Consider the following 13,653-nt stretch of genomic DNA (forward strand, 5'->3'; position numbering starts at 1 on the left):
AGGTCCGACGCAGTTTGACGCTCTGGCGTTGTATTTTGATCTCATGCACGAATACAAGGTCGGAGCTTTGTACCACCCCCAGAGGACCCGTTGGCCGGAAATCAGCCACTTGCGGATCACGCCGCAAGAAATGGAACTGGTGCTGTTCTGGAATGGCGTCACCAGCAAAGACACCCAGGCCCTCAAGAGGGGCACCAAAGATTTCGGGATTTACTACCAGCAGGACCAGATCTTCTGGCTGTACCGCATTGAGGGCTGCTGTGACTGGAGCGACAGCCCTTTCACGGTGCACCGCACCCCTCAGGCGGAGCGTGGTGCTCCACAACACGATGGTCAAAGGGTGCCGTTCTATGTGCTGATGGTGGAGGCCACCACCGGAATCATCAAAGGCATGCAGCTCGTGAGTCTCACCCCGAGGTTCATGGATGTGCTGCATGAGGCCCTGAGGACGCAAATGGCTGCCCCTTACGACCCGGCAAGCTACGAGCGGAACCTGCAGGCCGTGTACGCCCGGATGACCAGCACGGACCTCCTCAAACAGGCCCAGATCACCGAGACCGCAGGCAGAATATGAAATACAGCACTCGCACCCTGGAGCTGGCTGAGGACGTGCTGCGTTACGTGGAGGAGAACAGCCGGGAGGCCCCGGATGCCCGGCGTTTCAAGGGCGTCACCCGAGCCGAGATGCTGGCTCAAGCTTGGGCTGCCATCCGGTCCCACCACCCGAACCTGAAAGGGGAAATCAACCGCCCTTACCAGCACCTGTGCCTGATGCCCGAGGGAGGCAAGGCAATCCTGAAGGCATTCTGGTCGAGTGCCACGCAGGATCTGCAGGCTGCAGCCGAGGAGCCCGTGAACCTCCACCACCTGCCCGAGGAAACCAGACGCCTCCTGCATGAGCACTTCCTGCAGCGTGGCCACACCCCTGAAGTCCTCGATGAGGTGATCCGCTCGGGCCTCGCTGCCCTGAAAGGAGCAGGCCATGCCTGAGTACACCACCATCGACGGGCTTGCCGACGCCCTGCTGGCAAAGAAAGCCGTGGAGGTCCCCTGGCCGGACAGGATCCCGAAAACCACCCGGTTGCTGGAATCCCGCAAGGTGATGGGCTCCACCCGCAAACTCCGCGCTTTCGAAACCGACTCCGGCACCACCTACCTGTTCAACGACGGCCGGAAACGCCACGCCTTCCAGTTCACCTGAAACGAAAAGACCCCGAGGGTCACTCGGGGTGTCGGACTTCACTGGTTTCAAATCAACTCTTTGGCTCTGGTGGTGAGCTTGCCCTCCAGAATGTCCCTGACGTTCCGGGTGAGGGGCGGGTGGGTGACCTCTCCCGTCAGCAGGTCCGTCACCTGGAACACCAACCGGTCCGGGAAGGGCTTGCGGTACAGGTGCAAGCAGTCATGCAGGTGCCGGACAGCGAGACGCTCCAAGATCTCCAGTTGCCTCTCCAGAGGGGTGGGTGTGGCCTCATCGGTCTCCACCCAACTGCCGTGCACCTGCCCATCGGTGAGCAGTTGCAGGCGCAAGTGCGGCACGTCCACCTCCACCCCCTGCAACCACAACGGACCAGAGGCAGGACCGGCAATCAGCAGGTTGAAGCGCAGCCGGGAGTGCCCCCAGTCCACGCCCTGGTAGCCCCTCAGTGCCTGCACGGAATCCGGGTGCAGCAGATCAATGCTCGGGCTCGGGAAAGTGCCCTCATGGGCCATCAGGGTGCCGGTCACCTCCGGGAGGTCCGGGCGGTTCACCACCAGCCGCATGGTCTTGAAGAAAGTCAGGCGGGGGTGCTGCAGGCCCATTTCAATGCGGACCTGGTCGAGCAGCATCCGGGTGGATGGGTGACGGGCAATTTCGGCTTTCAGGTGCTCGGTGTGGCTGGTCATGTCTGTCCTCCTCAAATCATTCTGCGAGGGGGATGTTGCAACAGGGGTGCAACATCCCATCCAGTCACTCAAGTCCCAAAGCCAGCGTCCGTTGACGCAAATCCTGGATCACCTCTTGCAGCCCCGCATCGTCCAAATAGGATGCAAGACCCTGCACTTCCCCGAGGAGGCTCTGGCGTCTCTCCTGCTGGTCCACAGGCTCAGCCAGCTTGAAGAGGGGCTGCACAAGTTCAGTGGTGCGCTCCTCGCCGATCAGGGGGCGCAGCATGTCCGCGAGGGCCTGCACGTGCCGCTCAGCGTACAGGGAATCGTCAAGCTGAGGGGTGTCCCCGTGAAGCAAATCCACCTGACCGGTGTAGTAAACGAAAACATGCAGCACGCAGTGCCCATCACGACCCCCCTCTGGATCCGGACGCCAAACGGTCAGGCTGGCTCCATCCTCACGGTCAATGAGCCACCGTGCGCGTCCCGAGAAGGTGGTGTGCCCGATGGTACCAAGCTCAGGGTCGATGGAGGCCAAAATGGGATGCCAGATGCCTTTCTCATCCGGGTGCACCCCAGCGGCCTCCAGGGCCTGAATGAATTCTCTGGGGGTGCTGCAGGCCACGGCTTCTTCTTCGGTGAGGGTGGTGGCCCACAGGTGACCGTGGGCGCAGGCGAGCTTGTGGGCAAAGCGGATCTGGTCAGGGGTGAATGGCTGGCTGTTCATGTCTGTCCTCCTGGAGGTGAATTGGGGGCTTCAAGCGAAAAGCGGAAAACGCCTGCTTTCCCCGGCAGGCTCGGGAATGGGGGTCAGATCAGTGCAGCGGAACGGAAGCGACCATCAATGCGGGCATGCTCGGTGATGAACTTCAGGGCCACCCGAGCGGTCTCGGACAGGTCCGCCACTGGGACTGAGCGCACGAAATACTCTGGGGAGTCAGCGAAGGTGAATTCGTACCGGGTGCCCACGAGGGTCTTCCCGTCGTCTTGGAGGCGCAGGCTGATGCGGTCCCAGTAGTGCAGGGAAGTGGTCTCCCAGAGGATCTGGTCGTCGGGCTGGGTTTTGCCTTCCGTGCGGATTTCAGCAAACAGCACTTTCAGGTTCCGACTGAACTGCACTTGCTGCTGTTCGGCTGCACGCTGGGCTTCCTGACGGTCCAGGACCTGCTGGGTTTCCTCTGGGGTGGCTTCGCGGTAGTAAGCGAAACGCACGTATTCCCCTTCATGCCCGAGGAATTGGTGTCCGTACATGCTGGGGGTGCTTTCGTCGCTGCGCCACACCTTACCGAGCTCGTAGTACACCACGGCTTTGCCGTTCACCAGCACAGGGGTGTCCAGAGGGGGTGTTTCGCGGGTGAGGTACAGGTGGCGGGGGTTGGGGGCTTTGCGCTCAGTGGTGGGTGCAGGGGTGGTCACTCTGGGTGCGCTGGCCTGCTGTGCTTTGCTGGCCAGTTCGGTGACCATGCGCTGGGCGAAGCCGGTGATGCCCACCAGGCGTTTTTGTTGCGCGGGGGTGCCGTAAGCCTGCACGCCTTTCTGGAGTTCCTCGGAAGGCAGGGTGCCTTTCTTGGCTTGGATGTAAGCCCGGTCGAGCAGGTCTTCGAGTTTGGCTTGCTCGACGGCACGGGTGGCTTTGTCGGCACGGTCAGCGGCGGCAGCTTTGGCTTTGCGGGTCGCTTGGCCTTTCAAGGCGGCTTCCGTTCCAGCGAACTCAGGCAGGGTTTCTGCGATGGGTTTGCTGGCCAGTGCGGTGTAGGTGCTGGCGAGGGGGCTGTTCTTGATTTGCCCGAGCGCCTGGTGAAGGTGACCGCTGAGGTCGCTGCGTCCGTTCACGGGCTGGATGAACACGGTGTTTTTGCCGCTGGCGCTGAGTTTGGTGACGCCCATTTCGATGCCGAGGTTCATGACGTGGGCGATCAGGGCAACGGTGGCTCTGGTGCGGTGGTGGGGCAGTCCGGTTTTGGCGGTACTGGCTTTGATGGCGGCTTCGGTTTCGGTGAGGCTGAAGGCGTAAATTTGGCTGTTCATGTCTGTCCTCCTACGCAAATCATTATAGACTATTTTTAAAGAATTGTATATAGACTCATTCCCATGATGGGCTGTAATCAAGCCCCTTGAACAGCTCCTTGAGGCCCTTCTGCTGCTTGAAACGCAGCACCTCATCCGCATCCATCCCGAATTCCCTCGCCACCTGGTCATCCGACCAGCCCAGCTGCAAAGCCTGCGCCACAATCTCCATCATCGGCACAATCCCATGCTCACCTCTGGCCCGGTTGTGCCGGATGGTGGCCGCCATGCGGTCCGACAACCCCTGCTGCCCAGAGCGGATCCGGGTGACCGGCAGGTAACCATGCGTGGACTGCAGAACCCGCTTACTGGTCTGCCCGACCTGGCTGCGGTGGTACCCATCCACCACCTCAAAGCCGCCATCCTCGGGAAACCCCACAATCGGCTGGGTGAAACCGTCCGCTTCAATGGAGCGCTCCAGCAGCACCATCTCAGGTCGGGCCACCTTGTTGGGGTTGTAGGCATTCGCCTGCACCCGGTCGGGCTCCACCCACACCACCAGGTCCACCGGATGGTCCCGGAATGGGCTCACTTCGTGCAGGAGTTCCCGCACGGCATTCAGTTTCTGGACTTGCTCATCCAGAGGGAGGGCAGAGATCATCTCGGCGAGCGCTCTGGCTTGCTGCAAAATCGGATCATCAAAAAGCGTCATAAGCACCCCACAAAAAAGGCAGGCCTGCCAGAAGCAGGCCCACCAGAGAATCAAGCGCTGAGGTCCAGCACCCGCACGACTTCCAGCATGCCCTTGCCGGGCTGGCTGACCATTCTGACGGTCTGTCCGACCACGCCTTCACCGACCGGCACCTTGAGCGGCTGCACCACGCTGGCTCCACGCAGGGTGCGTCCGGAGAGGAAGCCCTCATTGATCTGGTCCACGGTGATCACCTCCACGAAGGTTTTCTCTCGGGCAGCCCGGAAGGCTTCCAGCAGGGTTTTGTACTGGCTGCGCAGCACGCTGACGCTGCCTTTGCATTGGTCTTGGAAGAGCATCAGGGTCTCGGCGGTGAACTGCTCGATCTCTTGGAATCGCACGGTCACCAGCAGTTCCCCGGAGCGGGTGAGCTTGCGGGCTTCCTGCATGATCGCGCCTGCGATCACGTAATGCAGGTCGGCGGGGTGCAGGCTTGCTGCATGGTCGATGATGGTGTCCAGAGCGACCTCCAGGGGGTTGAAGGTCATGGGGATGGCTTTGGGGTTCTGGTGGGTGGTGGCGAAACTGGCGAGGGTGGCTGCGAGCATCATGGTTTGGCTGGTCATGTCTGTCCTCCTGAGGTTCAGAATTCACTGGGGTTGGCTTGGAACATGGCAACTTCCCGCAGGTAATCACCAATGGTGTTTTCGATGGCGGTCAAACCATCAGGGTCCACTGCATGAATGCCGTCCGGGCGGAGGTGCTGGATGCTGAAGTGGATTTCTCCATTTTCAATCCAGCAGGGCTGGCTGGTCTGCCATGCGAGGCGACGCTGCAGGTTCCATCGGGAGGAGTTCTTGGCTTCCCGTTGGGCTTCAAACCACTGGTGCAGGGCGAGTTGCTCGGGGGTGAGGATCACCCGGTAGCTGCTGCTGAGGGGCTGGGTGTTGAGACTGATCTGGCTGTTCATGTCTGTCCTCCTATGCAAATTATTATAGACTATTTTTTAAAAATTGTATATAAGTGATGTTGTGATTTTGTATGGCATTGCACCCCAAAACGCTTCTCCTGCCCTCACAAAAGAGGCACACCCTGCACCATCAACAGCTCGTACAGAGGGAAAGACCCGCGCTTGCCAGCCAGAGAGAAACCCTCCTGCTCAAACGTCCGCACGGTCGCAGGAACCGCCAGCCCCTGCACCTGCTCCAACCCGATGGCTCTGGCGTGCTCCAGACGGGCCCGGAAAAGCGCACGGTGCACCCCATACCTCCGGTAAAGCCTGCACACGAAAGCATGGGTCAACCACCCTTTTTTCTTCCCGAGGTCTTGCAGGCTGCCAACGCCCACCACGCAGCAATCATGGATGGCCACCGCCCAAGTGTGATCAGGGCTGTCCGTGAACGGCTCACCCAGCTCCTGCACGATCACCTTGTTGGCAAACAAACGGCCCATGCGTGCATAAAATTCATCGCCGCTCTGGGCACTGCTGTCCAGGTAAATGTCGATGTCCCCGAGAGGGGTTTTCAGCGTCTTAATGTGTTTCATGGCGTCTCCTTGTCGTCCTGGTGCCGATATGGTGATTCCCATATCGGGATTTTGCTGTGTTGGATTCGAAGCGGGAATTCCCGTTTCGGGCCTTGATGCACCCAGAGGATTGATGGCTCTGGTCACCCAACTTTGGGCGAAAAATTCCAACGGAATACTACAGTGGTCACTCGTGTTGCAATCGAGAATGCCGTCCAGCAAAAAAATGGCCTTTTTGAAACGGGTGCAGTTTTCTGGTCAGGCCATGGGTCACAACGACTGGTATTTCTCTTTCAAGGCCTGGAATTTTTCTTGCTCGCGTTTGTTCACACTGAAACTCAGGCGTTTGCAGAAGTAATCGTTTTGCAGCAGGGTGATGGCCACGTTCCGCCACGACCCGGCTTTTTTGCTTTTCTCCATCTCCGGAGTGGAGATGTCTTTCAGGTCCTCCCAGTTTTTGTGCTTCTGGAACCATTTGATGAACACCTGGATTCGGCGTTCATAGTGATCCCGGAGCGCTGGGGGCATGCTGCCCAGCAAGGTCAGGGCATAGTCCTTCCATGTGTCGTATCCGGCTGGGAGTTCGTGCTCCAGTCGCCCGAGCATGGCGGTGTCGCCGTACATTTTGCCGAAGTTGGCCCCGCTGACCCGTTTGACGAGCTTCTGCCAGGTGTCGGGTTCCAGCAGGTGGTAGGTGTCGAGGTGCTTTCTGGCCTCCTCGCTGAACGGCTCATCGATGCGCATGTCGTGCAGGCTCATGCCTGAGAGGTACATCAGGTCGTAAATGCGGTTGTGTGGCACGTCATGATCCCCGTGGTACGTCCAGATGTCATTGACCTCCCAGTCGTAAATCGGGTAGAAGTTCCAGCCGCCTTTGATGCGCGTGCTCCACTTCCAGCCTTCGAAGTTCTGCTTTTCGCGCTTTACGGCACGGAACCGGTTGAGGCTCTCGGAGGCCCGCAGCCCAATCAGGCTGGCCACCTCACCCCCTCGGGTTTCACTGAGATGCTGGAAGAACGCTGGGATGAACTCCTCGAAGGTCATGCCGTGCCGGTAGAACGGGAAAACGCTCGGGTCGCTGATCACCCCTGGAAGGTCGGGGATGTCCCGCACCCACACGTCCCGCTTCTCGGGGTCCCAGCTGGTCCACATGGGTTCGTGGAAGCTGGTGGCGTTGTTGGTGCTGAGCGGCAGGCACACCCAGAGGGGGTTCACGCCTGGGAGTTGCATCATCGTTTGCACGTGGTCGATGGTGGCCTGGTACTGGGCTTCCCAGTCGATGAACAGCACATCAACGGTGCGTCCCCGCTTCTCGGCTTCGGCGAGAGCGAGGTGCAGGAGGACCGTGCTGTCTTTGCCTCCAGAGAACGACACGGCGATGTGCTCGAAGTGATCGAACACCTGCGCGATGCGTTCACGGGCAGCGACCAGCACCGACCTCTGGGGGTGGTAGGTTTTACTGGCTGTCTTGCTCATCGTCGGTCGGGGTGGGGAAGAGGTGCATCAAAGCCTGCAGGTAAACCTGCACCTCGGATTCCGCCTCAATGGTGAATTTGGGGAACACCACCGTCACAGTGCCAGTGCCAACGATGATGCTTTTGGGTGCGCATTTGAGGCGCACGAGGGTTTTCTGGAGGGCAACCACCGCTTCTTTCGCAGCAAGGCCATCCCGGTAGGCTTGGCCTCTCTGGGGTGGCTTTTGGTCTTTGTAGATTTGCAGGGTTCGGTCATCCAACCAGAGGCTTCCCACGTGGTTGGTGATGCCTTCCGGAACCAGTTTGTGTTCTCTGGCGATGTCCATGGCAGCCCTGGCTTTTTCGGGGTTTTTGGCGGCCCTGGCTTTCTCCAGAATCTCTTTGCGGGATGGCTTGGTCATGGGGGTCTCCTGTGTGGGTGAAGGGACCAGCATCGCTGGTCCCTTTGCGGTCTCAGATGGCGATCTGGAAGTCTTGCTTCAGTTGCATGAAGACGTACTCGTTGGCCAAGTGGCCGTTGAAGTACAGGTTGGCGGCTTCGTCAAAGGTGATGTCGATGCGGTAAACGACGAATTTGAAGGCTGAGTCGTCTTTCAGGAACACATCGAAGAAGCCTTCGCCGTCTTTGGGGGCCGGAAGGGCGTTGACGTTGTGGCCTTTGAAGTGCAGGTGAGCGTAGAGCACGCCGTTTTCGTCGATGTCCATATTGAAGCCGCTGATGGTTTCGCTGTTTTTCAGGAAGGCTTCGGCTTTCATGCGCACCAGTCGGGTGAACACGTCGCTGGTGACCGTGACGGTCAGGGTGCCGAGAATGTCGCTGATGTCTTGCAGGGACAGGCGGGTCATGTAGGGGGAAGGGTTTTGCTGGATGGTATACAGAATTTGCTCTTGCAGGACCTGAATTTCTTTCTGCTTGTGTTCGGGCAGTTGGCCGTCTTTGAGCACCAGGCCAACCATGTCCAGGGCGGTTTGCAGGTGGTGGGTGCCAGCGCGGGTGAGCATGTTCTCGAATTCGATCACGTCACCGTAGGTGTTGAGGGCTTTGAGGGTTTGTTGTGCGAGTTGGATGATTTGGCTGTTCATGTCTGTCCTCCTATGCAAATCATTATAGACTATTTTTAAAGAATTGTATATAGCTAGAGTTTGCGGAGTTCCTTGATCAGCCCAGAGCGCCCCTGCGCACTTCCCAACTTCCTCTGGAAGGTGCGCATCAAATTCTCCTTGCGGGACAGCGCCTCGTGGATCCGCTCATCCATCGAATCCCGGCACACCAAATCAAAATACGTCACCTCCCGACCCTGCCCGATCCGGTGAATACGGTCCTCACCCTGCAACCTGACCCGGTACGGAAAATCATGGTCGTAAAACACCGCAAAAGCACACTCATTGAGCGTCAAACCCCGACCGCCGCACCTCGGACTGGCCACCAAAACCCCACCCGGGGTGTCCCGCCACCCCTGCAGGTTCTGCATGCGCCGCTCCAGAGGCAGAGCCCCATGGAATTCGAACACTTCATGGTCCATGCCGAGGTCCGCGACCATCTGGCGGATGGAGTGATGGAACACCGACCACACCACCACCCGTTCCCCCTCCGGAACCTGCCTCAGGACCTGCCGGAGGGTGTTGATGCGATCATGCTCCACGGTGTGCATGCGGTGACCGGAGCGCAGGCCTTTGCGGATTTCGTATTCGGTGGCGGTGTCATGCCAGTACCCTGAGCAGATTTCCCGGAGGGCCGTGAACAGCTTGAACAAGTGGTGGCTGCGGAAGTTCTCTGCCGGCATGGACAGCAACTCCATTTTCGCCTGGTGGTACAGGGTGCGCTGCTCGTGGGTCATCGAAAAATAGTGCGTGCAGTAACGCTTTTTCGGCAAGTCCACGCATTCCTCTTTTTTGATCTGGAACACGTAAGGCTGAATCTTCCGGGTGAGCAGGTCGGTGTTCAAATTCTGCACCACCAGCTCGGGATAATCCTTGTGGAACTCTAGGTGGTTCTGGGAAAAACTGTAGTAACTGTGGTACCCGAGGATTTTCGGGGACAGGAAGTACATCTGGCTGAACAGATCACCGTAACTCTCGCAGGCGGCGGATCCGGTGAGCAGGAACCGGTAGCGGGCTTTCTTGCCGAGCAGGGTGATGCGCTTCGTGCGGGTCGCAGTGTGCCCTTTGATCAGGTCCCCTTCATCGACCACCACCAGGGTGTTTTCGGTGATCAGACTGTGGGTGGCCAGAGTGACCCGACTGGACTGGCTGAACGACTCAAGGCCCACCACGTAAAAGTCCGCCTCCGGGATCTTCCCGACCCTCGTGGACGATGTGAACACGCACACCCTGGGGTTTTTGATGTGCTTGTGGAGTTCCATCTGCACGTTCTGCAGGGTGTTCACCGGGCAGATGTACACCACCCGGTCGATTTTCTCCCAGCGGTCTTGGATCATGCCGATCACCGTGCGGGTCTTGCCGGTGCCGGGATCCATGAACAACCCTCCGATCCGCAGTCTCCCGAGGTGCTCCTGGGCTGCCCGCTGGTGCTGCATGGGGGCGGTGAGGAGTTCGAGGGGGGCTTTAATCGTCGAGGAGGCTGGGATCGACACCATTCACCTCCTGCTGTGCTTCCAGGTGCTTCCTGGCAGCTTTGGGGCTCTGGACCAGCAGGGCTTGTTCGAGCACCTCCCGGAACTGGTCGGCCACCGCTCTGGCTGCAGGGCTGAACGAAAAGCCGTGCATTTCCGCGAAGTCCTCCACCTCCAGGTGGTGCTCTGGGGGCACGAGCACCGAACCGTCAGCATATTTTGCTGCGGTGATCCGCATGGCTTTGTCGTACAAATCTTTGTTTTTCGGCCAGGACAGGGAAAAGTAATTCTTCCGCGGTCCTCTGGTGACCACGGTGACCCGGCAGGGGTTCTCTGAGTTGAACGCCCCACGGACCACCATGTCCTGCACCCCTGTGTGCCTGAGGCCCACCCGGAAGCCAGCCTGCAGGATGTTGTGTGCGGTGCTGGCCATCACGTCTGCCTGGCGGTCCATGGGGCAGTCCCGTTCCCACACCCCGAGGGTGCCGTTCCAGGAGAAGTTCAGGCTGGTGATGAGCACCCGGAAGGGCTCCAGTTTCTCGGGGAAGGACAGCTGGATGGTCGGGCCGGACTGGCTGACCCAGCACACCGTGCGGGTGCGGTGCGGACTGCTTTCCGGGAGGAGGATGGTGCTGGTTTCAGCCCCGAGCGTGCTGGTGGGGGTGAGGGTCCTGAGGGCCATGCCCATCAGGGCACTGAGCTCCTCAGGGGTGTAGGCGTCAAATTTGGCTTGCAGGTCTTCAGGGATGTGCAGGCGGGGTCGCCTGAGCACCCCCTTTTTGGGTTTGCGTCCCCTCGGGTCTTTTTCCGGTCCGCTTTTAAGTTTTTTCTGGTCCGTTTTTGATTTCACTGTGCCTGTCCTCGTTTTCCGGGCTTCTCTGGCTGTCCACCCTTCAAGAACATCTTACCCTGAATTGAATTGGAGTACAATTCAATGTATGCTGAAAGCACCCCGGCACCAGCCAGAGAACACGCCGGGCAGGAGGACAGACATGAAACTGCACGGAGGACCCTTCATCGGCGGCACCCAGATCCACCCACTCCACAGCGTTTACGCTCTGGAGGTCACAGCGGACCCCAGCAAAATCCACGGCACCGATCCCACAGGGAGGCTTGCGCGGTTCCTCGCAGCGAACCTGCAGAACACCTTCTTCCGCGTCCGAGGGGAAAAAGGACTGGTGCTGGAGTTCGACAACCCGGACCCCAGGAACGCCGTTGCCTTCAACCAGCCCAGAGTGAAAACCGAGTGGTTTTTCCAGCCTTACGAAACCTTCCGGTCTGTGGAGGATTACCTGCTGAAAATCAGCGGGGACATCGTCCGACAGGTGGAGAAAGACCAACCCCAGAACCTCGTGATTCGCTCTGGTGGACAAGAATTCAGATTCTGAATCGGAAAAAAGAAATCCCGAGAGGAACAGCCAGTTTCTCTCGGGGTTGCTCTTGCGTCATTGCGTGACGCGAGGACAGACATTAGGATTTTAGCATGAAAAAGCCCGGCGCGCCAAAAGGCAACCAGAACCGCAAAGTGAAAAACCCGAGGGTGCACCGTCTGCCGGCTGTGCGCCTCACCGAGCAGGAAATGCAGGAATTCCGGGCAATTCTGGACGGTGCAAAACCCGCCGAGCGGATCCGAGAACTCATCCGCAGCCGTTACCAGCAGACCAAGTGAGCTTCAAGCCTGCTTGTCAGCCTCCACGTAAGGTTCTGGCTTGGCATCCGCAGGGTTTTCCCGCAGGGCCTGCTCATGCAAATGCGGCTCGCACTTCGGGCAGTAAGGCACCTTCTGCTCGTATACACCCATACCCAGCTTGTTCACCCCCACGATTTCAGCGTCCTCGGGGGGGTGAGGGGTGGGGAGTCGGTGCACCAGGTTCCTGAGTTTCGTTCCGCAAGTCGGGCAATTTGAGGTTTCCATGCCTCAGTTTAAGCACCATGTTACGAACGGTCACTCCGGTATTTCCTCTGGTTGATGTCGCCCCCTTCGCTCTGGGTTGCTCAGTCTGTGACTTTCTCGCAACTGAAACTTCTTCCAATGTTGTGCAGCCGGTATCGGGTGAAGACCCCTGAGACCTCCAAGGCAAGGCTGTAGTACCGCAAAGTTGGGTCTTGTCCTTCCATGGACCGGACTGTGCCACCCAGTTGATGTCGGACCTGTCCAGTCTTCTCGAACGTGTAAGCGACCGTGAAATTCACACTCCAGGCAACCCCCAGAGGGTACTGCCTTGCCAGTTCGGAGGGTTGGGCTGCATCTATGATGTGTTGTGGAACGAATTGCAGCAGTGCGGTTTCGCCGGGTCGAATGATGCGTTTGTTTTCTGCTGGCGCAATGGCAATGGTGGGCCCTCGGTCCTTCCAGAAGCAGGCATGTTCCACGTAAATCAGCCCGTCAGACAAATTGACCAGTTCCATGCCCATGAAGGTGTCCGTGAACCTGATTTGATCAGGCATCGTCACTGGTTCGGCACGGAATTGCAAGAGCATGTTGGGTTTCAGGGAGTCTTGCAGGATCTGGCTTTGTTCGCGGGTGGCTGCAGCAAGGGCATCCATGGCTTCTGCTTGCTTTTTGGCATTTTCGATGACTTCGTGTGCTTGGGACTCAGCTTGCTCAGCCCTCTGGGTGGATTTGAAAGTCAAACCCAACAATAAAATGGTGATCACCGCAGAAACCACACTGGCAATGCCCTGAATGGTGGCTCCCCTGTACGCAGGGTTCATCAAATCACCCCAAAGGGAAGCCATGAGAGCAACCGTGATCACGAAAATTCCAAGAATGGTGTCTCTGATCCACTTCAAATCCATAATTCCAGCATAACAAAACCAAAAAGAACGCAGCCATTGCGCTTTTCCTGGATGTTTTTTCGCAATGAAAACCCTTAAACTGAAAACATGTTGCTTTCGGCATTTGAACCCCAAAAAATCCACCCTTTGGCTTTTCTTGTGTTTGCTGCGCTCCTGCTGGTCTCTGGTCCACCCAAAGGGTGCTCTTCCTGCAGCACCATCAACCTGTCAACACTCAATTCAGTCCTGATTTTCAATCTTGATACCGATTCGGACTCAAAACAAACCCCTTGCAATGGCTGTAGAGTCCCAATGGTCACCGCTGAAGTGGGTAAGCCTTGCGGGTACTGCTGATGGCCATGCCTCACACCCTCAGCATGCGGCACGCAACACGCCCACAACCCACCAGTCACACCATGACCTGGGTGATTGCTGTCATTGCCTTCCTCGCCCTGCTCTGGCCCATCAATGGCTGCGCAATCTGCAACCCGATCACCCAGCCTTCCATCCAACTTTCCATTCCGCCAGTCGGTGGCTGCAGCACCTGCAATGCTCTGGCTGCCGTCACCTCAGGCCCCTGCCCCTTTTGCACCGCAATGGCACCAGCACGGGCCTCTCAACCCACCGTGACCTCAGGCCCGTGCTCTGGATGCAGCACCACGACCCTCCCAGAGCAGCAAGTCCCCTGCAATTGGTGCATGGTGCTGCATCCAAAACCACCACCAAGTCCTCTGGT

At 58.5% G+C, this 13,653-nt stretch carries 19 protein-coding genes; 5 read left to right on the forward strand and 14 right to left on the reverse strand.

Going from position 1 to position 13,653, the window contains the following annotated elements:
* Window positions 1–43: 43 nt before the first annotated feature.
* Genes Q371_RS11360 through Q371_RS11370 form a run of 3 tightly spaced genes read left to right on the forward strand, consistent with a single transcriptional unit; the run spans window position 44 to window position 1,201 of the window.
* A complete protein-coding gene (locus Q371_RS11360) occupies window positions 44–574 on the forward strand; it encodes a hypothetical protein (protein WP_157442660.1) in 531 nt (176 codons plus the stop codon).
* Window positions 571–990, forward strand: a complete 420-nt coding sequence (locus tag Q371_RS11365; RefSeq protein WP_034340523.1) for a hypothetical protein — start codon at window positions 571–573, stop codon at window positions 988–990. The genes Q371_RS11360 and Q371_RS11365 overlap by 4 nt, the downstream gene beginning before the upstream one ends.
* Window positions 983–1,201 carry a hypothetical protein gene (locus tag Q371_RS11370; protein WP_034340527.1) on the forward strand — a complete coding sequence of 73 codons (219 nt, stop codon included), beginning with the start codon at window positions 983–985 and terminating at the stop codon, window positions 1,199–1,201. The genes Q371_RS11365 and Q371_RS11370 overlap by 8 nt, the downstream gene beginning before the upstream one ends.
* A 47-nt stretch (window positions 1,202–1,248) precedes the next feature.
* On the opposite strand, the gene Q371_RS11375 is transcribed toward Q371_RS11370, so the two are convergent.
* The 12 genes from Q371_RS11375 to Q371_RS11430 form a co-directional block, all read right to left on the reverse strand.
* A complete protein-coding gene (locus Q371_RS11375) occupies window positions 1,249–1,887 on the reverse strand; it encodes a hypothetical protein (RefSeq protein ID WP_034340530.1) in 639 nt (212 codons plus the stop codon).
* A gap of 64 nt (window positions 1,888–1,951) precedes the next feature.
* A complete protein-coding gene (locus Q371_RS11380; RefSeq protein ID WP_034340533.1) occupies window positions 1,952–2,596 on the reverse strand; it encodes a hypothetical protein in 645 nt (214 codons plus the stop codon).
* Window positions 2,597–2,679: 83 nt separating this feature from the next.
* Complete coding sequence (locus Q371_RS11385) at window positions 2,680–3,897, reverse strand: hypothetical protein (RefSeq protein WP_034340537.1); 1,218 nt, start codon at window positions 3,895–3,897, stop codon at window positions 2,680–2,682.
* Between the two features lie 55 nt (window positions 3,898–3,952).
* Window positions 3,953–4,588, reverse strand: a complete 636-nt coding sequence (locus tag Q371_RS11390) for an IbrB-like domain-containing protein (protein WP_034340540.1) — start codon at window positions 4,586–4,588, stop codon at window positions 3,953–3,955.
* Between the two features lie 50 nt (window positions 4,589–4,638).
* Window positions 4,639–5,193: a hypothetical protein gene (locus tag Q371_RS11395; RefSeq protein WP_034340544.1), complete on the reverse strand. Its 555-nt coding sequence runs from the start codon at window positions 5,191–5,193 to the stop codon at window positions 4,639–4,641.
* A gap of 17 nt (window positions 5,194–5,210) precedes the next feature.
* Complete coding sequence (locus Q371_RS11400; RefSeq protein ID WP_034340547.1) at window positions 5,211–5,537, reverse strand: hypothetical protein; 327 nt, start codon at window positions 5,535–5,537, stop codon at window positions 5,211–5,213.
* A 104-nt stretch (window positions 5,538–5,641) separates the two neighbouring features.
* Window positions 5,642–6,112, reverse strand: coding sequence for a GNAT family N-acetyltransferase (locus Q371_RS11405; RefSeq protein WP_034340552.1), 471 nt, complete (start codon window positions 6,110–6,112; stop codon window positions 5,642–5,644).
* A gap of 249 nt (window positions 6,113–6,361) precedes the next feature.
* Window positions 6,362–7,567: a DUF3440 domain-containing protein gene (locus Q371_RS11410; RefSeq protein ID WP_034340559.1), complete on the reverse strand. Its 1,206-nt coding sequence runs from the start codon at window positions 7,565–7,567 to the stop codon at window positions 6,362–6,364.
* The gene (locus Q371_RS11415) at window positions 7,548–7,967 is read right to left on the reverse strand and encodes a hypothetical protein (RefSeq protein WP_034340561.1); all 420 of its coding nucleotides are present in this window, start codon (window positions 7,965–7,967) and stop codon (window positions 7,548–7,550) included. Before Q371_RS11415 ends, Q371_RS11410 begins: the two co-directional genes overlap by 20 nt.
* Before the next feature lie 52 nt (window positions 7,968–8,019).
* Window positions 8,020–8,649: a hypothetical protein gene (locus Q371_RS11420; protein ID WP_034340562.1), complete on the reverse strand. Its 630-nt coding sequence runs from the start codon at window positions 8,647–8,649 to the stop codon at window positions 8,020–8,022.
* A gap of 53 nt (window positions 8,650–8,702) precedes the next feature.
* Window positions 8,703–10,163 carry an SNF2-related protein gene (locus Q371_RS11425; RefSeq protein WP_034340564.1) on the reverse strand — a complete coding sequence of 487 codons (1,461 nt, stop codon included), beginning with the start codon at window positions 10,161–10,163 and terminating at the stop codon, window positions 8,703–8,705.
* Window positions 10,132–10,989, reverse strand: coding sequence for a hypothetical protein (locus Q371_RS11430; RefSeq protein ID WP_034340565.1), 858 nt, complete (start codon window positions 10,987–10,989; stop codon window positions 10,132–10,134). Before Q371_RS11430 ends, Q371_RS11425 begins: the two co-directional genes overlap by 32 nt.
* A gap of 142 nt (window positions 10,990–11,131) precedes the next feature.
* Here Q371_RS11430 and Q371_RS11435 point away from each other — a divergent pair, with 142 nt between their 5' ends.
* Entirely contained in the window at window positions 11,132–11,527 is a 396-nt protein-coding gene (locus tag Q371_RS11435; RefSeq protein WP_034340570.1) for a hypothetical protein, read from the forward strand.
* A 95-nt stretch (window positions 11,528–11,622) separates the two neighbouring features.
* Entirely contained in the window at window positions 11,623–11,808 is a 186-nt protein-coding gene (locus Q371_RS11440; protein ID WP_034340572.1) for a hypothetical protein, read from the forward strand.
* 3 nt (window positions 11,809–11,811) lie between these two features.
* Here the strand turns inward: Q371_RS11440 and Q371_RS11445 are convergent, their stop codons facing one another.
* Together Q371_RS11445 and Q371_RS11450 are read right to left on the reverse strand one after the other, a co-directional pair.
* Window positions 11,812–12,054, reverse strand: a complete 243-nt coding sequence (locus Q371_RS11445) for a hypothetical protein (protein WP_157442661.1) — start codon at window positions 12,052–12,054, stop codon at window positions 11,812–11,814.
* Window positions 12,055–12,134: 80 nt separating this feature from the next.
* Window positions 12,135–12,854, reverse strand: a complete 720-nt coding sequence (locus Q371_RS11450) for a hypothetical protein (RefSeq protein WP_157442662.1) — start codon at window positions 12,852–12,854, stop codon at window positions 12,135–12,137.
* Window positions 12,855–13,653: the final 799 nt, after the last annotated feature.

This window comes from Deinococcus misasensis DSM 22328 (genome assembly GCF_000745915.1).
Lineage (GTDB): Bacteria > Deinococcota > Deinococci > Deinococcales > Deinococcaceae > Deinococcus_C > Deinococcus_C misasensis.

Excerpts from the sequence above, each read along its gene's own strand:
- Q371_RS11395 (WP_034340544.1), bottom strand. The coding sequence starts at position 5,193 with ATGACCAGCCAAACCATGATGCTCGCAGCCACCCTCGCCAGTTTCGCC.
- Q371_RS11405 (WP_034340552.1), bottom strand. The coding sequence starts at position 6,112 with ATGAAACACATTAAGACGCTGAAAACCCCTCTCGGGGACATCGACATT.
- Q371_RS11410 (WP_034340559.1), bottom strand. The coding sequence starts at position 7,567 with ATGAGCAAGACAGCCAGTAAAACCTACCACCCCCAGAGGTCGGTGCTG.
- Q371_RS11440 (WP_034340572.1), top strand. The coding sequence starts at position 11,623 with ATGAAAAAGCCCGGCGCGCCAAAAGGCAACCAGAACCGCAAAGTGAAA.
- Q371_RS11380 (WP_034340533.1), bottom strand. The coding sequence starts at position 2,596 with ATGAACAGCCAGCCATTCACCCCTGACCAGATCCGCTTTGCCCACAAG.
- Q371_RS11375 (WP_034340530.1), bottom strand. The coding sequence starts at position 1,887 with ATGACCAGCCACACCGAGCACCTGAAAGCCGAAATTGCCCGTCACCCA.
- Q371_RS11425 (WP_034340564.1), bottom strand. The coding sequence starts at position 10,163 with ATGGTGTCGATCCCAGCCTCCTCGACGATTAAAGCCCCCCTCGAACTC.
- Q371_RS11370 (WP_034340527.1), top strand. The coding sequence starts at position 983 with ATGCCTGAGTACACCACCATCGACGGGCTTGCCGACGCCCTGCTGGCA.
- Q371_RS11360 (WP_157442660.1), top strand. The coding sequence starts at position 44 with ATGCACGAATACAAGGTCGGAGCTTTGTACCACCCCCAGAGGACCCGT.
- Q371_RS11445 (WP_157442661.1), bottom strand. The coding sequence starts at position 12,054 with ATGGAAACCTCAAATTGCCCGACTTGCGGAACGAAACTCAGGAACCTG.
- Q371_RS11415 (WP_034340561.1), bottom strand. The coding sequence starts at position 7,967 with ATGACCAAGCCATCCCGCAAAGAGATTCTGGAGAAAGCCAGGGCCGCC.
- Q371_RS11385 (WP_034340537.1), bottom strand. The coding sequence starts at position 3,897 with ATGAACAGCCAAATTTACGCCTTCAGCCTCACCGAAACCGAAGCCGCC.
- Q371_RS11365 (WP_034340523.1), top strand. The coding sequence starts at position 571 with ATGAAATACAGCACTCGCACCCTGGAGCTGGCTGAGGACGTGCTGCGT.
- Q371_RS11400 (WP_034340547.1), bottom strand. The coding sequence starts at position 5,537 with ATGAACAGCCAGATCAGTCTCAACACCCAGCCCCTCAGCAGCAGCTAC.
- Q371_RS11420 (WP_034340562.1), bottom strand. The coding sequence starts at position 8,649 with ATGAACAGCCAAATCATCCAACTCGCACAACAAACCCTCAAAGCCCTC.
- Q371_RS11450 (WP_157442662.1), bottom strand. The coding sequence starts at position 12,854 with ATGAACCCTGCGTACAGGGGAGCCACCATTCAGGGCATTGCCAGTGTG.
- Q371_RS11390 (WP_034340540.1), bottom strand. The coding sequence starts at position 4,588 with ATGACGCTTTTTGATGATCCGATTTTGCAGCAAGCCAGAGCGCTCGCC.
- Q371_RS11435 (WP_034340570.1), top strand. The coding sequence starts at position 11,132 with ATGAAACTGCACGGAGGACCCTTCATCGGCGGCACCCAGATCCACCCA.